The 18,138-nt window shown below is 58.2% G+C and carries 21 protein-coding genes and 1 pseudogene; 7 read left to right on the top strand and 15 right to left on the bottom strand.

The annotated features are described in order from the left end of the window. Positions 1 to 122 precede the first annotated feature (122 nt). Positions 123 to 482 carry a copper-binding protein gene (locus tag BLT78_RS21045; RefSeq protein ID WP_090351997.1) on the top strand — a complete coding sequence of 120 codons (360 nt, stop codon included), beginning with the start codon at positions 123 to 125 and terminating at the stop codon, positions 480 to 482. Positions 483 to 527: 45 nt separating this feature from the next. Here BLT78_RS21045 and BLT78_RS21040 read toward each other — a convergent pair whose 3' ends face one another. Beyond that, on the bottom strand, positions 528 to 1,868 hold the full coding sequence (locus tag BLT78_RS21040; RefSeq protein WP_231975661.1) for a type II restriction endonuclease: 1,341 nt from the start codon (positions 1,866 to 1,868) through the stop codon (positions 528 to 530). Positions 1,869 to 2,179: 311 nt separating this feature from the next. Here BLT78_RS21040 and BLT78_RS21035 point away from each other — a divergent pair, with 311 nt between their 5' ends. Then, a complete protein-coding gene (locus BLT78_RS21035; RefSeq protein WP_090351995.1) occupies positions 2,180 to 2,512 on the top strand; it encodes a DUF2790 domain-containing protein in 333 nt (110 codons plus the stop codon). 78 nt (positions 2,513 to 2,590) lie between these two features. Here the strand turns inward: BLT78_RS21035 and tatA are convergent, their stop codons facing one another. The 9 genes from tatA to BLT78_RS20990 all read right to left on the bottom strand — a co-directional run bounded on the left by tatA (position 2,591) and on the right by BLT78_RS20990 (position 9,412). After that, the gene (tatA, locus tag BLT78_RS21030) at positions 2,591 to 2,809 is read right to left on the bottom strand and encodes a twin-arginine translocase TatA/TatE family subunit (protein WP_090351993.1); all 219 of its coding nucleotides are present in this window, start codon (positions 2,807 to 2,809) and stop codon (positions 2,591 to 2,593) included. Positions 2,810 to 2,889: 80 nt separating this feature from the next. Next, the gene (locus BLT78_RS21025; RefSeq protein WP_090351991.1) at positions 2,890 to 3,627 is read right to left on the bottom strand and encodes a c-type cytochrome; all 738 of its coding nucleotides are present in this window, start codon (positions 3,625 to 3,627) and stop codon (positions 2,890 to 2,892) included. A gap of 13 nt (positions 3,628 to 3,640) precedes the next feature. After that, positions 3,641 to 4,690: a copper resistance protein B gene (locus tag BLT78_RS21020; RefSeq protein WP_231975660.1), complete on the bottom strand. Its 1,050-nt coding sequence runs from the start codon at positions 4,688 to 4,690 to the stop codon at positions 3,641 to 3,643. Further along, positions 4,680 to 5,057 carry a hypothetical protein gene (locus BLT78_RS21015; protein ID WP_090351989.1) on the bottom strand — a complete coding sequence of 126 codons (378 nt, stop codon included), beginning with the start codon at positions 5,055 to 5,057 and terminating at the stop codon, positions 4,680 to 4,682. The genes BLT78_RS21020 and BLT78_RS21015 overlap by 11 nt, the downstream gene beginning before the upstream one ends. Positions 5,058 to 5,068: 11 nt before the next feature. After that, positions 5,069 to 6,925, bottom strand: a complete 1,857-nt coding sequence (locus tag BLT78_RS21010) for a copper resistance system multicopper oxidase (RefSeq protein WP_090351987.1) — start codon at positions 6,923 to 6,925, stop codon at positions 5,069 to 5,071. Positions 6,926 to 7,122: 197 nt separating this feature from the next. Beyond that, positions 7,123 to 7,329, bottom strand: coding sequence for a co-regulatory protein PtrA N-terminal domain-containing protein (locus BLT78_RS21005; protein ID WP_090351985.1), 207 nt, complete (start codon positions 7,327 to 7,329; stop codon positions 7,123 to 7,125). A 341-nt stretch (positions 7,330 to 7,670) separates the two neighbouring features. Next, positions 7,671 to 8,177, bottom strand: a complete 507-nt coding sequence (locus tag BLT78_RS21000) for a cupredoxin domain-containing protein (protein WP_090351983.1) — start codon at positions 8,175 to 8,177, stop codon at positions 7,671 to 7,673. A gap of 147 nt (positions 8,178 to 8,324) precedes the next feature. Beyond that, the gene (locus BLT78_RS20995; RefSeq protein ID WP_157719561.1) at positions 8,325 to 8,888 is read right to left on the bottom strand and encodes a cupredoxin domain-containing protein; all 564 of its coding nucleotides are present in this window, start codon (positions 8,886 to 8,888) and stop codon (positions 8,325 to 8,327) included. Positions 8,889 to 9,052: 164 nt separating this feature from the next. Beyond that, a complete protein-coding gene (locus BLT78_RS20990) occupies positions 9,053 to 9,412 on the bottom strand; it encodes a co-regulatory protein PtrA N-terminal domain-containing protein (RefSeq protein WP_090351981.1) in 360 nt (119 codons plus the stop codon). 202 nt (positions 9,413 to 9,614) lie between these two features. Here BLT78_RS20990 and BLT78_RS20985 point away from each other — a divergent pair, with 202 nt between their 5' ends. The 3 genes from BLT78_RS20985 (at position 9,615) to BLT78_RS21845 (ending at position 12,818) form a co-directional block, all read left to right on the top strand. Next, on the top strand, positions 9,615 to 10,298 hold the full coding sequence (locus BLT78_RS20985) for a heavy metal response regulator transcription factor (protein ID WP_090351979.1): 684 nt from the start codon (positions 9,615 to 9,617) through the stop codon (positions 10,296 to 10,298). Beyond that, the gene (locus tag BLT78_RS20980; RefSeq protein ID WP_090351977.1) at positions 10,295 to 11,680 is read left to right on the top strand and encodes a heavy metal sensor histidine kinase; all 1,386 of its coding nucleotides are present in this window, start codon (positions 10,295 to 10,297) and stop codon (positions 11,678 to 11,680) included. Before BLT78_RS20985 ends, BLT78_RS20980 begins: the two co-directional genes overlap by 4 nt. A 409-nt stretch (positions 11,681 to 12,089) precedes the next feature. Next, positions 12,090 to 12,818, top strand: a complete 729-nt coding sequence (locus BLT78_RS21845; RefSeq protein WP_331715154.1) for a type I restriction endonuclease — start codon at positions 12,090 to 12,092, stop codon at positions 12,816 to 12,818. Here the strand turns inward: BLT78_RS21845 and BLT78_RS20970 are convergent. From BLT78_RS20970 to chrA, 4 genes and pseudogenes are all read right to left on the bottom strand, one after another. After that, complete coding sequence (locus BLT78_RS20970; RefSeq protein ID WP_090351975.1) at positions 12,809 to 13,174, bottom strand: histone-like nucleoid-structuring protein, MvaT/MvaU family; 366 nt, start codon at positions 13,172 to 13,174, stop codon at positions 12,809 to 12,811. The genes BLT78_RS21845 and BLT78_RS20970 overlap by 10 nt on opposite strands. Before the next feature lie 45 nt (positions 13,175 to 13,219). Beyond that, a pseudogene (locus BLT78_RS20965) lies at positions 13,220 to 13,456 on the bottom strand (recombinase family protein); the annotation flags it as partial. A 59-nt stretch (positions 13,457 to 13,515) separates the two neighbouring features. After that, positions 13,516 to 13,821 (bottom strand): PadR family transcriptional regulator, encoded by a 306-nt coding sequence (locus BLT78_RS20960; protein WP_090351974.1) that lies wholly within the window; start codon positions 13,819 to 13,821, stop codon positions 13,516 to 13,518. 10 nt (positions 13,822 to 13,831) lie between these two features. Continuing rightward, positions 13,832 to 15,037 (bottom strand): chromate efflux transporter, encoded by a 1,206-nt coding sequence (gene chrA / locus BLT78_RS20955; protein WP_090351972.1) that lies wholly within the window; start codon positions 15,035 to 15,037, stop codon positions 13,832 to 13,834. An 81-nt stretch (positions 15,038 to 15,118) separates the two neighbouring features. Between chrA and BLT78_RS20950 the strand changes: the two genes are divergently transcribed. Continuing rightward, entirely contained in the window at positions 15,119 to 15,901 is a 783-nt protein-coding gene (locus BLT78_RS20950; protein WP_090351971.1) for a sulfite exporter TauE/SafE family protein, read from the top strand. A gap of 32 nt (positions 15,902 to 15,933) precedes the next feature. Here BLT78_RS20950 and BLT78_RS20945 read toward each other — a convergent pair whose 3' ends face one another. Continuing rightward, complete coding sequence (locus BLT78_RS20945; protein WP_090351969.1) at positions 15,934 to 16,548, bottom strand: recombinase family protein; 615 nt, start codon at positions 16,546 to 16,548, stop codon at positions 15,934 to 15,936. 619 nt (positions 16,549 to 17,167) lie between these two features. Here BLT78_RS20945 and BLT78_RS20935 point away from each other — a divergent pair. Next, the gene (locus tag BLT78_RS20935) at positions 17,168 to 18,127 is read left to right on the top strand and encodes an arsenic resistance protein (protein ID WP_090351965.1); all 960 of its coding nucleotides are present in this window, start codon (positions 17,168 to 17,170) and stop codon (positions 18,125 to 18,127) included. Positions 18,128 to 18,138 lie beyond the last annotated feature (11 nt).

The following is an 18,138-nucleotide window of genomic DNA, read 5'->3' as shown; positions in this document are numbered from 1 at the left end:
CGCTGAGACCAGACAGAACTAGGAGTCGGCTCAAGGCGGCCACCAGCAGAGCGGTCGCCTTGAGCAACACAGACAACACCGCCTCACCACAGTCACCCATCAAGTCAAGAAGGAAACCTGCAATGAAGCATGCACTCACTGCCACTCTGGCCCTTGCCTTCACTCAGATCACTCTGGCGGCGGGCAGCCAGGAGATGCCCATGGGCCAGATGCCGATGGAGCAACCCATGAAAATGGAGCAAAAAGACGTCTCTGCCCCGACCGCCAAGGCCAGCGGGACGATCAAGGCTATCGATACGGCCCAAGGAATCGTCACCCTGGCTCACGGTCCGGTCCCCAGCCTGAAATGGCCCCCAATGACCATGGGCTTCCAGGCCAAGCCCGAGCAGCTGAAAGGGCTGACAGTCGGCGACAAGGTGGACTTCGAATTCCGTAGTCAGGGCATGGCGGCCGTCATCGTTTCAATCCAGAAATCGAAGTAGACCCGACACTCCGGCAGCACGCAGCTGCTTGGTCAGACCGCCACCTCAAGTCAGCTGCCGGGCGATGGCCTCGATTGGGCGTATACCCTGACCAAACCGAGCGATGGCCTCACGATGCGTGCGCAGCTCGCTGTAGGGCAGATAGCGTGGGGCCAGCCGGCCAATGCGACGGAACGCAGGCCGGCGCAACTGATCTCTGACTTCCCCTTCGCGCTCGTCCGGGGCGACCAGGAAATAACTGGCCTCTTCATGTTCAGGAGCTGCCAGTGCCAGATCCAGCATCCTGACGATTCCTGAATGGATGCTGGTGCTGTGCTCAACCTCGAATGCTGCCGCAACGCGGCCAGAATCGGCATGCAGCCATAGCACATCGATCAACCGCACCGTATCCGCCGCCGCCACCGCGCCTGGCAGGTTATCCAGACAACCATCCGCAAGCTTGCCGTTGGCGTAGGGACGGGAACGGTCATTGGAAGCAATCCATACGTTGAAGCCGAGAGACTTGCCCAGATCACGCAGCCACCCCTGGATCTGGGTATGGGTCTCGTCACTCTCCTGAGCTCGAGCCAGAGCCTTGAGAGCCTTGGCTGATTCCTCACGGATACGATCGAGCTCCGACCGCCACAGCGCAAGTGACTCGGCAGAGTTTTCTGCCGGCGGCAGGGAATAGCGCTCGCTACCTATATCGAACAGCAAGCCCCCGATAGCCCCCAGGTCATTGGAAAGCAGGTCTCGACTCTCGCGGTTAAGTGCAATGATGCCTTGGCGCATAGCCAGATATTGTTGCCAGCTACCAAGCTTGACAGCAGCACCAGTCAAGCGGTTGTAACCCTTGACTATCGCAGTGTTGAATGGCGGGATCAGTGTGGGGTGAAGGAAGTACAAGAGGTTTGCCGCAGCTGGGCCGAGTCCTTTGATTGCCCGCGAGTCCAACGTCCGGATGGCCTGGACTAACGTCTCCTCACTCATGCAGCAGGCACAGTGATCGAGGAACCGCCCAAAGGCCAGCTGGTTCTCCCGATTCTCATAGATATCCGGGATACGCAGCTTTGGCTTCCACAAAAAGGCATGATCGGCCCCCTTGAAGATCTGACGTTGCTCAGCAATGGAGCCCACCACGGTTTCCAAGGACGACTGCTTGTATTGATTGCCAAAGGTGCCAGCCTCAATCTCAGCGACCACCGCCTCCAGCCCCCGCCGAATGGAGCGGAAGTTCTTGATCCGCTCCGGCCATAGAAACCAGCTCTGATAGGTGCCTCCCGCGTCGGCACGCCACTGCTCGATCAAGATCCGCACCTTTGCGGACGACACACCGTGCTCTGCCATGAGGAAATCCTGAAAGTCTGCAAACCGGACCTGGTCAGCCCCTTGCTGGCCATTCAGCATATGATACACGTAGAAACAATCAACCTCTCAGCGTCAGCCCGCCTCATGAAATTGTGAAGAACATGGTCAGCCTGCGTCGCTGGCAGTGACGCGGACCACGCATGTGATTCAACCGTCGATCCGAGGAAAATTATCCGCCGCAGCTGAATACCGCCCAAAACCACATTTCCTTTTATTACCAACCATCCCAAACAACAACCTTGCCAACCAAGAACCACCAACAAAATTACCGTTATTTAATTTTCAGGTCATATTTGTGACAGCATCCATGCAGCACAATAACCCCTGTGCTCACCACGAGGAAAAGTCAAATGAAACATATAAAATTGGCTATGATTATAGCCGCAGCGATGGCAATGCCGTTCGCCATGGCGAGCGATCTTACCGACAAGGAGTCGGACCGGGTCCTGCATAAAAATCAGGCACTGGTTCAGAAGTATGCGGAGGACCATGGAAAGCCTGCCCCGCAAGTAATAAAATACAAATACGGTATGGAAATGGATATTTTCAAGGTTGTCAGCGTAAGCCGTCCAGCTGATGTCTGTCGTGTCGTTCCGGCAAGAATCACCTACGAAGACTCACAGGGCTCCTTGAACACGATTGAGTATCTAGTCATGGGCACGGGCTGCCGGAGCGACGGCTGAGTTTTGTCTACCGAATTCTTTTGGTAATTAGCAAAAAAGAGCGGGGCAAATAGCTGCCCCGCTCTCAAGTTAAAACCTCTAGCCTTTTTTGACATCCAGGAACTTCTGGCCATCTGCCTCTGTTGAGGTACATGTGCCACTGGGATGGTCTTTCCCCTCCTCAAGCGAGCTCCGAAAAGATCGGATGGCTCCGCCAAGATCCCCTCCCAAGGTTCTTAGGCGCTTCGTCCCAAAAAGCACTACCACAATCACTAGAATAATCAGCAACTGCCAAATACTAATTCCCCCAAAACCCATCGCCGAACCCTCACTATTACGGACTCTCACATACCTCGTAGGAACGCCAAGGCAGATCCAGCGGTTACTGGATCTGGCAGCTAGTGTCCATGGACGTGCTCTTTCCCATCGGCGTGGGTATGGACCATTGGCGGAGGCATGGCGGCGGAAGAGCTGCTTGCATCCCCTGAGCCATGATGAGGAGCAGTCATTTCTCCAGCATGATGCCTCTCCTGGCTTACCTCATGATGCCCTGGGGCGCCTGTATCCTGAGCGTTATGCTGCCCTTCATGATCGTGCATTATGGTTTCGCCACCGCCATGCTGGTGACCGGCGCTGCTCGCCACCAATGCTTGGTATTCCTGCGCATCAAGCTTCGGCAACTGCTCCAGGAAGGCCACCATTCCCCATATATACTCATCGCCCATGCTCTTGCCCCAGGCAGGCATGCCCGAAGCCTTGATCCCATGCTTGATGATCCAGAATGTGGCTGCAGGGTTGCCATTAGCTCCCACCTTACTCAAGTCGGGCGGAGCTGGATAAAGGCTCTGGCTGAGTTCGGTTTCACTCACCCCTGGAGCCAGGTGGCAACCGACACACATCGAGTTGTAGTTACCGGCGCCTGATCGAATCATCTTTTCATCGGCGAGATTGGGAACCTCGACATCCCTGGCTCGCACAGCAATCGAACGCTCGCGCGCAGTGTTCAGCAGCGCATGAATTGCTGGGAAATGCGGGTCATCAGCCCCCACGTTGATAACGCCGGAATACACGACGCCGGCACCAACTACTGCTGCAACAAGGCTGGCCAGCGTCAGGGTTTTTATAGTTCTTTTCATTTCATTTGATCTCTCAGAACCAGATTCGGACACCAGCCACCAAACGCGCCTCGCTGACATCCTCGTCCTCTTCACGCAGCAGGTCGGCGGTGTTGCCGTAGGCGCGGGTCCAGTTCACCCCAATGTATGGAGCAAATTCGCGGCGAATCTCGTAGCGCAGGCGCAGGCCAAGCTGAGTGTCGCTAAGGCCCGAGCCGACGCCACGCTCCTCATCATTGCGGCCGAACAGATTGACTTCAGCGACTGGCTGCAGGATGAGGCGGTTGGTCAGCAGGATGTCGTACTCGGCACTCAGGCGTGCAGCACTCTGCCCCCCTTCGCCCAGGAAGGCGGTCGCCTCGGTTTCCACCCCATACAGCGGCATGCCCTGCACGCCGAAGGCGGCCCAGGTCTGCGGCGAACCCGGTTTGAAGTCCTGCCGTACCCCGGCCACGGTTTCCCACCAAGGACCGATGGCGTGGCTCCACAGCAGCTGCAGTTCGGCCTCTTCGGTGTGACCGTTGAGGCGCTCGCCTTCGGAGCGGAAGGCGAGGCGGTCGATATTGCCACCAACCCAACCACTCAGATCCCAGCTCAGCGCGCTGCCGTCGTCGGCATCCTGCCACTCCAACTGATCGGCGAGAAACAGGTAGTTGATCCCGTCCTTGTGCATGGCGTGTGGTGGCAACGGCGGAAAGGCTGCTGCGCGGTCAGCGTCAGTCAGCGGTGGCACCGGAGCGCCCTGGTACCGACGCTGAGGCTGACTTGCTTGGCTCGTCGACCGCATCTCCATGTGCTGCTGATGCATTTGCATCATCTGCTCATGGCTCATCTGGCCACCATGCATCTGCTGCATCATCTGGCCATGGTCCATGCTGCCGTGATTCATCATCGGCATGCCTTGTTCCGATGTGGCAGCCTTTTGAGGCTCGGCTTGTGGATTATGTGCACTAGGTTGGCCGTTCGACGGCGAAGCGCTTCCGCCATGACCAGCGTGAGCCGAGTGGTCCTCGACCTCGACCGCTTGAGCGGCACCGACCATCCCGAGACTCAGGGCGAATACGAGGGGAAACTTATTGCCCATTTTTCCCGTCCTTGGCGCCAGACGCGGCTTTTGCCGGGGACATACCGTCATGATGCATCTGCCCTTGACCCATGTTCTGGTCGTGCATCTGTTTCATCATCTGGTCATGGTCCATGCCACCATGGTCCATCATCTGGCTGTGGTCCATCATGCCGCCTTGCGGCATTTGGCCACTTCCCATGTTCATGTTGCCCTGACTCTTCATCTCGCCAGGCTGGGGCTTCTGAGCGGCCGGCTTGCCGGTTTGGGTATTCTGCGGGTGATGTCCTTCGTGCTCACTCTGTGCCATCGCATTCGACAGAGCGCCAAGCAGGCCAAAGGCCAAGGCGCTGGCGAACAGGGTTTTGCGCAATTGGAAGGTGGTCATCTCAGCTCTCCTCATTCTTCGACGCGGACTTCACGGAACATTCCGAGGTCCATGTGCATCAACAGGTGGCAGTGGTAGGCCCAGCGGCCCAAGGCATCGGCAGTCACGCGGTAACTGCGCTTCGAGCCAGGCGGCATGTCGATGGTGTGTTTGCGGACCAGGAAGTTGCCATTTTCATCTTCCAGGTCACTCCACAGACCATGGAGGTGAATGGGGTGGTGCATCATGGTGTCGTTGACCAGCACGATGCGCAGCCTTTCACCATATTTCAGCCGGATCGGCTGGGCGTGGGCGAATTCCACACCGTCGATGGACCAGGCGAAACGCTCCATATGACCGGTCAGGTGCAGCTCGATGGTCCGACTTGGCACCCGGCCGTCAGGATCGGCGAAACGGCTGCGCAGATCGGCATAGGTCAGGACTCGACGACCATTGTTGCGCAAGCCAAGGCCTGGATCGTCCAGCTTGGCCACCGGCATCATGGTCTGCATGTCCACCAGCGGATTGCCGTTCTCGCTGCTCGGGTGGCTCTGCATAGCCATAGCTCCGGCAGCACCATGCTGCATACCGGCCATCTGTCCATGATCCATTCCAGACATTTGACCATGATCCATCCCAGGCATTTGGCTGTGATCCATACCAGCCATGCTCGCATGGTCCATCCCCGCGGAGCGACCGGCTCCGTGATCCATGCCGGCCATTCCGCTCATGTCCGAGTCGCCTTGGGCGCCATGAGCGTCATGCCCACCGTGCCCCATGTCATCCATGCTCAGCGTCGGGCGTGAATCTGGCGTGGGCACCGGGGCGCTCAGCCCCTCGCGAACAGCCAGGGTACCGCGTGCGTAGCCGCTGCGGTCCATGGACTGAGCGTACAGGGTGTAGGCCTCCTGGCTCCCATCCGGGGTGACGATGACGTCGTAGGTTTCCGCCACGGCAAGACGCAGCTCGTCAACCTCCACTGGGTCGACATACTGGCCATCCACGGCCACTACGGTCAGTTTGAGGCCAGGGATGCGGAAGTCGAAGTAGGTCATCGCCGAGCCGTTGATCAGACGCAGGCGGATGCGTTCGCCGGATTGGAACAGCGCGGTCCAGTTGCCGTCCGGTGCTTGGCCGTTGAGCAGGTAGGTGTAGGTGGCGCCGCTGACGTCGGCGAGGTCAGTGGGGCTCATGTTCATTTTCGCCCAAGCCCAACGCTCACTGACCGTCTCGCTCCAGCCCTTGTCGGAGACGTCGTTGATGAAGTCGCCAACCGTGCGGCGGTGCTCGTTGTAGTAGTCGGAGCGCTTCTTCAGTTTGGCCAGCACGCTGGCCGGGTTCTCGTCGGTCCAGTCGGAGAGCATCAGCACGTAGTCGCGCTCGTACTGGAAAGGTTCGGGCTCCAGCGGGTCGATCACCAGCGGACCATAGACACCGAGCTGCTCCTGGAAACCGGAGTGGCTGTGGTACCAATAGGTGCCATTCTGCTTAACCTTGAACTTGTATTCATACAGGCCATCCGGGGCGATGCCAGCGAAGCTGAAGCCCGGCACGCCGTCCATGTTGGCCGGCAGCAGAATGCCGTGCCAATGGATGGAGGTGTCCTGCGGCAGGCGGTTGCGCACCCGCAGGGTCACGGTATCCCCCTCGCGCCAGCGCAGCAGCGGGCCGGGAATCGAGCCATTGATGGCCATGGCGGTGCGCGCTTTACCGGTGATGTTGACCGGCAGTGCGTCGATGGTCAGGTCGAACTGGGTACCGCTCAGGGCCGTTGGCTGGCCCGGGCTTGTCAACGCCCAGACGGGTTGCCGCCACAGACCCAGGCCCGCGAGCACCCCGCCTACCGCCAAGCCTTTGATGAAGGTTCGTCTTGAAGTTTTGCTTTGCATGCCGTTACGTCCACTCAATCCGAAGAGGCTTAGGGCTGCCTGATCCGCATGAGACGGTGGTTGGCAGCTATTCTGGGGGCTAGCCCCCATTGCCAGATTTACTGTCGTCAACTCACCGTGCAGCTCGGCAGCCGGGTTAATGAGTTCACCACACTTAATCCAATCGAAAGATTACATTCTTGTAAGACTTTGGACGCTCAGCAGTTGGTGTGCTTGGCTGATTTTTCTTTCTCGCCAACCACGGTGGGCTTGTCGTTCTGTTGCTGAGCCACCCGATAAGCCTCCATCGAGGCTTGGCGAGCTTGCTCCATACGCGCAAAAGTACGGTCTCCCCCACCTTCGGCCAGCGCCAAAGAAGAGGTGGTCAATGCAGTGACTACGAACAGGGTTTTGAGCGCTTTCATCTGGGAGTCCTCGCCAGTTGGATTGCCCCGCCTGAATCAGGATGCTTACAGGGAGGCGAACATTTACATAAAGCAACTTTAACGCAGGGAGGCTGTCAGAAACCTGATATGAATATTACAATTCCGTCAGCTTGCATATGACAATCTGAAGCATGTGTGCCGATCACGGCCCAACCAGTCAAACTGGCCTTCAGACCGCTCCATAACTGACCCGACCATCGAAATCGCCGCCCATCCAAGCGAATGGGGACATGGCCAGAGAGCCACCCAAATAGCTCTGAAGCTGACCGCCCCGGCACTATTAAACATTCACGCCGGGGCGATTAACAACCAAACCAGCTTCAGTGCACGTTGACTTTTCCCAGCATTCCCGATTGGTAATGCCCCGGGACATTGCATGCGAACTCTAAGTCATTGGCTTTTGAAAATCGCCACACAAGCTCTGCAGTGGCTCCCGGCTCGACCAAGACACTATTAGCGTCGTCATGTTTCATGCCGCCCATATGCCCCATCGCCTCCATACCGTGGGCGCCACTTGAGGATAAGGCTCCACTCTGAAACATCGCAGCCATTTCCTTCTGGTGAGCCACATGGGACTCAGGACTACCAATATTGAATTCGTGAAGCAGCGCACCATCATTTTTCAGCAAGAAGCGAACGGTTTCGCCCGCCTTTACCTCAATACTGCCTGGCAAGAAAAACATGTCTCCAATTTTCACCTCAATGGTACGATCAATCGTAGTGATATCTCCTGGCCGGCCGGCATTACCCTGGCCAGGGCTAGCAATAGCTACAGAAGAAATAACGAGACCGACGAGAGGGGATAGTAATGCTGACTTGGCTCGCATGGTAAGACCCTCCAGATTTCGCTGCTAGCAACACCTCTGCCATTTTTAAAATTTCACTGAAAGCAAGCACGGAAGCTAGAAGCGTGTAGATTTAGCGGGGATCGGTGCTCCTCCCGTGATGCATGAGGTGAAGCACCGACCGCCGAATCAACGCATTACAAACTCGCCAACCATGCCAGCTTGATAGTGACCTGGCAGGGTACAAGCAAATTTCAAACTATCGCCTTCGGCAAAAGTCCAGACGAACTCCTTCGTAGCTCCCGGCTCTACGAGAATGGCATTTGGATCGTCATGCTTGGCTTCAATAACTTCCGGATATCCGGGAGGGCTGGAGTCTCCTGATCCGGACCAGCGCTCGCGCCATGCTATTGACTTCGCCATCCCCGTCGGCGTCAGCGTACCATCCTTGAATAGGCCTGCCATCTCGCGCTGGTGTTCCAGCTGGGTGGAGGATCTACCGATGTTGAACTCATGCATCAACGCCCCTTCGTTTTTCAGCACGAAGCGCACGGTTTCCCCAGGCTTCACCTCAATCACCTGCTGGCTATAACCGATGTCTTCCATCTTGACGAAGACAGTGCGGGTAGTTGGCGTGGGCTTTGCTTGCTGGCCGATGTCATTAGCACTGCCGCTGCTTACGGCAGCGAAGACCTGAGAAGCAGTGCCGATCAGCAACGCAAAAGCCAGGAGCTTTAAACCTGAACTGTTCATGATGAGACCTCGCTTATGGTGTTTGGAGATCTCATTCTATTCCCTGCTACCTGCCAAGAAGCTGACCCCAAAACTACAATTTGGTCAGATTGAAAAACGGCGCCGTAGAGGCGCCGTCAGGCCAAGGGGGCAAGGAGTGTAAGGCCTGCAAGATGGGATAACCGTTACGGATGGCATTCCTTATCAGCCATCATCAGCTTGTGTTCACGCATCATCTGACCCAGCACGTCGTCTACCAGCTTGTCGTGCCTCTCCATCCAAGCCAGATGCTCTGTGGTCGTCATGTCGGGAGCCGGGTGCTCTTTGTGCAGTTGGCTCATGATGCTTTCCAGCATTTGCATATGCTCTTTCATATGCACATGGCGCTCGCCAGGTGAAGCCTTTTCTGCTTGAACCAGCGCAGCTTCAGCTTTATCTCGCATCTGCTCGATACGTTCAAAGACACGATCGCCGCCACCCTCCGCCAAAACCGCAGGAGACAGTAACAGAGAGCCAATCAGGAGCAAATTCCTCATTGATTTCATGGCATAATTTCCTTTAAAAGAAGCCATAATTGGCACCCCTGATTATTTTCATGCAGGAGTGCGAGAGCATGACGCCTACACCTTCACCTTAGACAAAGCCACCTTACGAAATACTTAAGCCAGAATTACATTTTCGTAATGTTAAGGCTGGCGAGCTATTTCCCTGCAAACTGAGTAGGCCTGATCCAAGGAAACCGCCGACATGAGACTACTGGTAGCTGAAGATGAACCCAAAACCGGGACATACCTGCAGCAAGGCCTCTCCGAAGCCGGGTTCAATGTTGACCGGGTCACGACAGGTACCGATGCGCTTCAGCATGCGTTGAGCGAAGCCTATGACCTCTTGATCCTAGACGTGATGATGCCCGGGCTGGATGGCTGGGAGGTTCTGCGCATGGTACGAGCAGCCGGCAAGGATGTTCCCGTGCTATTCCTGACCGCACGCGATGGGGTTGATGAGCGGGTCAAAGGATTGGAGCTGGGTGCAGACGATTACCTGGTCAAACCATTCGCCTTTTCCGAGCTACTGGCCAGAGTCAGAACCTTGCTACGGAGGGGTCACAGCTCGGCCACCCAATCCACCATGAGAATTGCCGATCTTGAAGTCGACCTGCTGAAACGCCGAGCCAGACGCGGCGAAAAGCGAATAGACCTTACGGCTAAGGAGTTCTCTTTGCTGGAGCTCTTGCTGCGACGACGCGGAGAAGTGCTACCGAAGTCTCTGATTGCCTCTCAAATCTGGGACATGAACTTCGACAGTGATACAAACGTCATTGAGGTCGCCATTCGACGACTGCGCGCGAAGATAGATGACGACTTCGAGGTCAAGCTGATCCATACTGCTCGCGGCATGGGTTATATGCTTGACGCGCCGGAGCCGGAATGAAGCGACTCTCCCTGACCGTTCGCATGAGCCTGATGTTCATGTCTGCGGCAATCGCCGTTCTTACGGTCGCCGGATTGAGCGTCAATATACTAAGCCAGCATCACTTCGTGATACTAGACCAGCAGATCCTGCTCGAAAAAATCGAATCCACCAAGCGCATCCTCAAAAGCAAATCTAATAGAGAAAGCCTATCGGAAGAGCTTCCGCAGTTACAAACCTTGCTTGGGGCGCACCAGGATATGGCAGCCTCTATCCTGGCCGGAGATGGCTCAGTACTGTTTTCTGACCCTAAAGCAGCCAATATTCCAGAAAGATACCGAACATCGGCTGTACGAGACATGTGGGAATGGCAGGACGGCGAACGCATGTATCGCGGCATGACTGAGATAATTTCGATACCCGGTCTAGCTGACCCTCTGACAGCGCTATTAATCCTTGATGTAACTACTCATGCGCATTTTTTTGAGACGCTGCAACGATGGTTCTGGATTGGACTACTCATAAGCGCCATTGCCAGCGCTGCCCTCGGATGGGTGGTAGCCAGGCGTGGGCTCGCCCCCTTGCAACAGATCACTCAGGTAGTTGCTTCCATGTCTGCGAGGTCTCTGAAGGATAGAATCCCCCTAGAGTCGGCCCCCCCTGAGCTTCAACAGCTGGTCGCATCATTCAATGAGATGCTAGCCAGGCTCGATGATGCCTTTGTCAGGCTCTCTAACTTTTCAGCCGACATTGCACATGAACTGCGAACGCCAGTTAGCAACCTGATGACCCATACTGAAGTTGTGCTCACCCAAAAGCGCACCATTGAAGACTACCAAGAGAATCTCTGCTCAAATCTCGAAGATCTCAAGCGCATGTCGCGCATGATTGATGACATGCTGTTTTTGGCTAAATCCGACAATGGCTTGATCACACCAGAAAACACTCGCATTGAACTCAAAGAGCTCGTAACAAAGCTTGTCGAATACTACCACCCACTTGCAGATGAAGCTGGCATCACCATCACCGTGTCGGGATCAGGAGCCATCTCTGGCGACCGACTTATGCTAGATCGCGCGATCTCTAATCTGCTATCTAACGCTCTGCGCTACACGCCGGCAGGCGAGAGGATTTCAGTTAAAATGCACACGAGCGGTGAAGCCGTCTCGCTGACCGTAGAAAATCCAGGAGAAACCATAAGCCCAGATCACCTAGACAAACTTTTCGACCGCTTCTATCGCGCCGACCCGGCCCGACGCGAAGGAAACCCGAGCAATGTAGGACTTGGATTGGCCATAACAAGATCCATCATTGAAGCACATAAAGGCAAAATTTGGTGTACTTCAGAAAATGGGATTACGGCTTTTCACATGGAGTTTCCGTTACAAAATCAAAGCTCTTGAGTCGCTGATCGACGGCAGCCAGTACGCCTTCCCCCATCCGCGAACAAGAGACCGCGTAATGGCCAACAGCAAGGAAGCTCAATTTCAGCAGGACATCATCAAGGCATGACCACCCAAGGCTGGCTCAACGGCCCGGCCAGCGGTTACGACCGGCGCAGCGCGCTGTACACTGAAGAACTGCTGGCCTACTTCAAGCAGGTCTGGCCGGAGCGCTGGGACAGGTTCGCCAAGGCCACCCCCAACGACCCGGAAGGCGTGCTGGTACAGAAGGTGGTACGCGCTTTGGAGCAGGACGGCACCCTGGAGGTGCTGCGCCACGGCTTCAAGCTGCCGGGGGTGAAGGTCGAGCTGTGCAGCTTCCAGCCCGACCATGGCATGACCCCGGACTCCCTGCGACGCTACCAGTGCAATCGCCTGCGCGTGGTGGCAGAGGTGTCCTATTCGCCGCACTTCCAGGAGGGTAAGTACAACCCGCGCCTGGGATCTGGTGCTGTTCGTAAACGGCCTGCCGGTGGCGACCCTGGAGCTGAAGAGCGAGCTCAAGCAGTCGGTGGAGAAGGCCAAGCAGCAGTACCGCCACGACCACCCGCTGAAAGACCCGCTGACCCGCAAGCCCGAGCCGCGGCTGACCGTCAAGCGCGGCGCGCTGGTGCATTTCGCCGTCAGCCAGGAAGAGGTGGCGATGACCACCCAGCTGGCCGGCAAGGACACCTTCTTCCTGCCCTTCAACATGGGCAGCAAGGAAGGCGGCGCCGGCTACCCGCTGCCGGCCGACGACAGCCAGTACGCCACCGGCTACCTGTGGCAGCGGGTGTTCCAGCCGGATGCCTGGCTCAAGGTGCTGAACCGCTCCCTGCATCTGCAACGCAAGACCAGCGAGGGCTTCGACGGCCAGCTGACCACCAGGGAAACCCTGATCTTCCCGCGCTTTCACCAGTGGGAAGTGGTCAACACGCTGATCGACAGCACCCGCAGCGAAGGCTCCGGTCAGCGTTACCTGATCCAGCACTGCGCCGGCTCTGGCAAGTCCAATTCCATCGCCTGGACCGCGCACCAGTTGGCCGCGCTGTACGCAGCAAGAAGCCTTGGCGGGGCAAACTCATCCTTTTACCCCACCAAGCCCCACCATCAGGGCTGACGCCACTTCTCCACTACCTCAACCCCGAACTCCGCCTTCCAGGCCTTGAGCTGGGCATGGTTCCCGCTCTTGGTTTCGATGCGCTTGCCAGTGACCGGCTGCACGTAGACCTTCACCTGACGGGGACGGCGCTGCTTCACGGCAGCCGGGGCAACCGGCTCAAGCTCGACCGGCTGCGGATTGAGGATGGCGACCACCTTCGCCAGATCCATGCCGTAATCCGCCATCAGCGCCTTCAACTTCTCCTCGAACTCCATTTCGCGCTGGAGGCTGGTGTCGGCCTGCATCTGCTCCAAGAGAGCCATCTGTTTCTGCAGCTCACGCTCGGCGCGGCGAAATTCGGCAAGTTTGGACATTTCATCTCCTTTGGTTTTGTAACGAAATCAAATCTGGATTGCCAATTAATCGTCGACACGCAGGTATTCGTAGAGGGTGGCCCGGCTGATACCGAACTCGCGAGCCAGGGCAGCCTTTGGCTCGCGGGCCTCCGCGCGACGGCGTAGCTCGGCGGCCTGGGCGCTGCTCAGGGCTCTCTTGCGGCCCCGGTAGGCGCCGCGCTGCCTGGCCAGGGCAATCCCCTCACGCTGCCGCTCGCGGATCAGCTCGCGCTCGAATTCGGCAAAGGCCCCCATTGTCGTTTTCGGAAGGCGAATGCACGAAACATCAGAACTCAGCTGCACTACAGATCATGGCAGCATCATTTGCCTTCAATCAGTTCGCCGAACAGTTCCTTGACCTTGGCTTTGGCATCAGTCAGCGCAACGCGGCCTTGTGCGGTGATCTCATACACCCGCCGATCACGGTGCCCCGTGCGCTCATGGCGTGAGGTGAGATAGCCTTTCTTTTCCAGACCGTGCAGCATCGGATACAGGGTGCCCGCACTGATCTCGTAGCCGTGGTGCCGCAGCTCCTCAATGATGCCGAGACCGAAGATGGGCTCTTCGGCCGCGTGGTGCAGGATGTGCAAACGGATCAGCCCGCCGTACAGGTCTTTGTCGGTCATTCTCAGAACCTCACAGTACCGAGCTCAACAACCCGCCCGCGACACCACTGCCAACCACGACCAGCCATGGCGGCAGCTTCCAGAACATCAGGGCTACCAGCGCCACAAGGGCCAGGCCGAAGTCTTGCGGCGCGTGAATCGCGCTCGTCCACACCGGTTGATAGAGGGCCGCCAGCAGCAGGCCAACCACGGCCGCATTGATGCCAGACAACGCCGCTTGCGTGCGGATGTTACGGCGCAGATGTTCCCAGAACGGCAAGGCGCCCACGACCAGCAGGAAGGATGGCGCGAAGATCGCCAGCAGGCAGATCAGGCCGCCAAGCCAGCCAGTGGGCGCCTGGTTCATCGAGGCGCCGAGAAACGCCGCAAAGGTGAACAGCGGGCCGGGAACGGCCTGCGCGGCACCGTAACCGGCCAGGAATGCGTCATTGCCGACCCAGCCAGTCGGCACGACCTCGGCTTGCAGCAGCGGCAGCACGACATGCCCGCCACCAAAGACCAGTGACCCGGCACGGTAGAAGGCGTCCACCATCGACAGCGCCTGATCCGGGAACAAGGTCGTCAACAAGGGCAAACCCATCAGGAGGGCAAAGAACAGCGTCAGCCAGAACAGGCCGACGCGACGCCGGATGGCAATCGGCAACGGGTCATGCGCTGCCCCCTGCTGGGGTTTGAACAGCAACAGGCCAATGACCGCGGCAATGGCGATGACCCCCACCTGCCCCCAGGCGGAGGGCACCAGCAGCACGAAGCAGGTCGCCGCCGCCATGATGGTGATGCGCGCTGCGTCTGGGCAGAGATTGCGAGCCATCCCCCAAACCGCTTGCGCGACCACCGCCACGGCCACCACCTTCAAGCCGTGCAGCACGCCAGCCGGCAACGCGTCGCCGTAGCTGGCGATGCCCAGCGCAAACAGGATCAGCGCAATCGCCGACGGCAGCGTGAAACCCGCCCACGCGGCCAACGCTCCGGCATAACCGGACCGGGACAGCCCGAGCGCGATGCCGACCTGACTGCTGGCCGGCCCCGGCAGGAATTGGCAGAGGGCGACCAGATCCGCATAGCTACGCTCGGTCAACCACTGGCGCCGCGTCACGAATTCAGCGCGGAAGTAGCCCAAGTGGGCAATCGGGCCGCCGAAGGATGTCAGCCCCAGCCGGAGAAAGATCAGAAAAACAGCCCAGGGGCTGCGGTCAGCCTGGCTGGTATCGGTCATGCTCGCACCTTGATCTGCAACAGTGTCGATCCATAATAATCGGGATTCGTTAACGAAATACGATAGTCAAAGGGGCACATCATGGAGCTTGCTCTGATCGGCCTTGCGGCACTGGTGACATCCGGGCTGACCTTGTTCTCAGGCTTCGGTCTGGGAACGATCCTGATGCCGGTGTTCGCCCTGTTCTTCCCCTTGCCGCTCGCCATCGCAGCGACGGCCGTGGTGCATTTCGCCAACAACCTCTTCAAGTTCGGGCTGATGGCCCGGCAGGCCGATTGGCCAGTCGTGGCGAAGTTCAGCGTGCCCGCCGCCATCACGGCAGTCCTGGGTGCAGGCTCCCTGGCGTTCTTCGATCAGTTGCCGACTCTCTGGCGCTACACCCTCGCAAGCTCAAGTTTCGAAATCACTGCGGTAAAGGCGGTCATCGGCAGTTTGATCGTGCTGTTCGCGCTGCTGGAACTATCCCCGCGTTTTCAAGCACTGGCCTTTCCTCCGCGCTGGCTTCCAGTCGGCGGAGCGCTCTCGGGCTTCTTCGGGGGGCTCTCGGGCAATCAGGGTGCATTGCGCTCGGCGTTTCTGTTGAAAGCGGGTTTGTCCAAGGATGCGTTCGTGGCGACGGGGGTTGTCTCGGCGGTGATCCTCGATGCTGTGCGCCTCGCGGTGTACGGCACCGCCATGCTTGCCGGTCAATTCTCACAGGTTCAGGCACTGGCACTGCCTGTTGCCGTTGGGACAATCTGCGCATTCATCGGCGCTTTCGTAGGCAAGCGTGTCTTGCAGAAGGTCACGCTTCGCACGGTACAGTTCATTGTTGCTATAGCCATGCTAGGCATAGGCGCGGGACTGGCCCTCGGCTTGCTCTAGAGCCCCCCAGACCTCGATTAGAGGTCGAGGAATCATTGCTTGCTAAGCAGTTTCTCGCCGTCCGAACGAAGCTCACCCTTCGGCGAGATATGCCGGTACAGGGTCTGCCGCGTGATGCCAAGTTCCTGGCAGAGATCGGCGACCTTGGTTTCAGGCTGCCCCATGGCAGCCATCGCCAGGCGCAACTTGGCCGCCGTCATCTTAAACGGCCGTCCGCCCTTTCGCCCGCGGGCTCGCGCCGACGCCAAGCCTGCAATCGTGCGCTCAGCAATCAGTTCGCGTTCGAACTCGGCCAGCGCTGCGAAGATGCCAAAAACCAGCTTGCCGGCGGCCGTCGTGGTGTCGATGGCCGCGCCGTGGCCGGTCAGCACCTTGAGACCGACGCCACGCCCGGTCAGATCGTGCACGGTGTTGATCAGGTGGCGCAGGTCGCGGCCTAACCGATCCAGCTTCCACACCACCAGCGTGTCGCCTTCGCGCAGTGCTTTCAGGCAGGCAGCGAGGCCGGGGCGATCCTCGCGCTTGCCGGACGCCTGATCCTCATAAAGATGCGCCGGATCGACGCCGGACGCGATCAGCGCGTCACGCTGCAAGTCGGTGGCCTGGGAGCCGTCCGCCTTCGACACCCGCATGTAGCCAATCAGCATGTCGCACCTGTCATATATACGTTCGATTATGTGACAGAGTGACTCAGGGAGCTCTGGTCGTCAAAATTTGTCACTTAACCCGTCACCTAGTCTAAGACATGCAAACGGTTCTTTAGGCTCTTAATATGACAGAAACTCCAGGGGAATCTGCTCCTTGGCAAACGTAGCCCGCAACTGCTCCAGGGAGGCGGGCCAGTTCCCATGCCTCGCCGGGCAGGGTCGCCACTCCTCGCTCGGTAATTCGTGGTGTGTCTGATTCCATGCTCAGACCTCATTACGGTGCACACGAGTATTGAGCATAAACGAGCTTGGTGCGGACGACTTCTGATACTGGGCTGTCAGGAGCCGCCTGCACAACAGCCGTCAAACCCAGTCAGTTGGTGCAATCGTCTTCTGAAAATGACACCTATCCAGCCGCGCGAGAGCAGGCTTCCTGACTGTCTTGATAGGGTGTACTCATCCGAACAGATGAGTGGCGGCCGTTATCGATCAGAAACTCTGTCACGCTCATCTTCTGTTTTATCTGAATTGTCTCTTGGCGCTTGAAAACACCTCAGCCCAGAAATAACGCCTTTCAAGGTGCGAGAATGTCTGCACCACAAACAAAGGGGGATTGAGGATGTTGCGAGACTGGCTGGAGCATAACCAGATAGGCTTGTATTTTGTCGCCGTAGCCATCGCGGCTGTCGCAGGTCTGGCCTCTGAAGGCATGGCTGATCTGGCGGCAATGGCCATCACACCAGCAATTGCCGTGCTGATGTATGCCATGTTCCTACAGATTCCATTCCTTGAGCTTCAGCAAGCCTTCGCCAACCGACGCTTCGTCGGTGCCTTGCTGCTGGCCAACTTCGTGCTGGTGCCGCTTCTGGTCTGGCTTCTGACCCTGCCGCTGTCGGCCAACACAGCCCTGCTGGCCGGAGCCTTGCTGGTTCTGCTGACGCCCTGCATCGACTACGTGGTGGTATTCACCCACCTGGGCAAAGGCGACTCGCGACTGGTACTGGCCACCACGCCCCTCCTGCTGCTACTCCAGCTGCTAATGCTGCCGGTCTATCTGCAGCTCATGCTCGGTACGCAGGTGGACACGGTGATATCCATCCGGCCCTTCGCCGAGGCCTTCCTGTTGCTGATCGTCTCGCCCTTGATACTGGCCGTCGCCACCGAGCTGAGTGCGAGACGCTCCGCGGCGGTGCGCATCTGGAGCGCCGGTTGGGCCTGGCTGCCCGTGCCGGCGATGGCCGTGGTACTGGTGACCGTGATCGGTTCGCAGATTGCTGCGGTGGCCCAGCAACTGGAAGTGCTGGCCCCTCTGCTACCGGTCTACGCCGCGTTCATGTTGTTCGCCCCTGCGCTCGGGGCGTTCAGCGCCAGGCTGTTCCGTCTGGCGGCACCGGCAGCGCGGGCGGTGGCCTTCAGCGCCTCCACTCGCAACTCGCTGGTGGTACTGCCACTGGCGCTAGCCCTGCCCGAACCGATCAGGGGGCTGGCGGCGGCCGCGGTGATAACCCAGACCCTGGTAGAGCTGGTCGGTGAGCTGATCTATCTGCGCACCATCCCGGCGCTGGTAAGGGGGATCTAGAACCTGTACCT

It is taken from the genome of Pseudomonas oryzae (assembly GCF_900104805.1).
Lineage (GTDB): Bacteria > Pseudomonadota > Gammaproteobacteria > Pseudomonadales > Pseudomonadaceae > Geopseudomonas > Geopseudomonas oryzae.
The sequence above is the reverse complement of the archived record's forward strand: the minus strand, read 5'-3'. Positions and strand labels throughout refer to the sequence as shown.

What these genes read in the sequence shown, in the direction of transcription:
- BLT78_RS20950 (WP_090351971.1), top strand. Translation starts at nt 15,119, where the DNA reads ATGGAGCTTGCTCTGATCGGCCTTGCGGCACTGGTGACATCCGGGCTG.
- BLT78_RS21045 (WP_090351997.1), top strand. Translation starts at nt 123, where the DNA reads ATGAAGCATGCACTCACTGCCACTCTGGCCCTTGCCTTCACTCAGATC.
- BLT78_RS21005 (WP_090351985.1), bottom strand. Translation starts at nt 7,329, where the DNA reads ATGAAAGCGCTCAAAACCCTGTTCGTAGTCACTGCATTGACCACCTCT.
- BLT78_RS20995 (WP_157719561.1), bottom strand. Translation starts at nt 8,888, where the DNA reads ATGAACAGTTCAGGTTTAAAGCTCCTGGCTTTTGCGTTGCTGATCGGC.
- BLT78_RS21040 (WP_231975661.1), bottom strand. Translation starts at nt 1,868, where the DNA reads ATGCTGAATGGCCAGCAAGGGGCTGACCAGGTCCGGTTTGCAGACTTT.
- BLT78_RS20970 (WP_090351975.1), bottom strand. Translation starts at nt 13,174, where the DNA reads ATGTCCAAACTTGCCGAATTTCGCCGCGCCGAGCGTGAGCTGCAGAAA.
- BLT78_RS20935 (WP_090351965.1), top strand. Translation starts at nt 17,168, where the DNA reads ATGTTGCGAGACTGGCTGGAGCATAACCAGATAGGCTTGTATTTTGTC.
- BLT78_RS20985 (WP_090351979.1), top strand. Translation starts at nt 9,615, where the DNA reads ATGAGACTACTGGTAGCTGAAGATGAACCCAAAACCGGGACATACCTG.
- BLT78_RS20990 (WP_090351981.1), bottom strand. Translation starts at nt 9,412, where the DNA reads ATGAAATCAATGAGGAATTTGCTCCTGATTGGCTCTCTGTTACTGTCT.
- BLT78_RS21025 (WP_090351991.1), bottom strand. Translation starts at nt 3,627, where the DNA reads ATGAAAAGAACTATAAAAACCCTGACGCTGGCCAGCCTTGTTGCAGCA.
- chrA (WP_090351972.1), bottom strand. Translation starts at nt 15,037, where the DNA reads ATGACCGATACCAGCCAGGCTGACCGCAGCCCCTGGGCTGTTTTTCTG.
- BLT78_RS21015 (WP_090351989.1), bottom strand. Translation starts at nt 5,057, where the DNA reads ATGACCACCTTCCAATTGCGCAAAACCCTGTTCGCCAGCGCCTTGGCC.
- BLT78_RS20945 (WP_090351969.1), bottom strand. Translation starts at nt 16,548, where the DNA reads ATGCTGATTGGCTACATGCGGGTGTCGAAGGCGGACGGCTCCCAGGCC.
- BLT78_RS20980 (WP_090351977.1), top strand. Translation starts at nt 10,295, where the DNA reads ATGAAGCGACTCTCCCTGACCGTTCGCATGAGCCTGATGTTCATGTCT.
- BLT78_RS21035 (WP_090351995.1), top strand. Translation starts at nt 2,180, where the DNA reads ATGAAACATATAAAATTGGCTATGATTATAGCCGCAGCGATGGCAATG.
- tatA (WP_090351993.1), bottom strand. Translation starts at nt 2,809, where the DNA reads ATGGGTTTTGGGGGAATTAGTATTTGGCAGTTGCTGATTATTCTAGTG.
- BLT78_RS21020 (WP_231975660.1), bottom strand. Translation starts at nt 4,690, where the DNA reads ATGGGCAATAAGTTTCCCCTCGTATTCGCCCTGAGTCTCGGGATGGTC.
- BLT78_RS21000 (WP_090351983.1), bottom strand. Translation starts at nt 8,177, where the DNA reads ATGCGAGCCAAGTCAGCATTACTATCCCCTCTCGTCGGTCTCGTTATT.
- BLT78_RS21010 (WP_090351987.1), bottom strand. Translation starts at nt 6,925, where the DNA reads ATGCAAAGCAAAACTTCAAGACGAACCTTCATCAAAGGCTTGGCGGTA.
- BLT78_RS20960 (WP_090351974.1), bottom strand. Translation starts at nt 13,821, where the DNA reads ATGACCGACAAAGACCTGTACGGCGGGCTGATCCGTTTGCACATCCTG.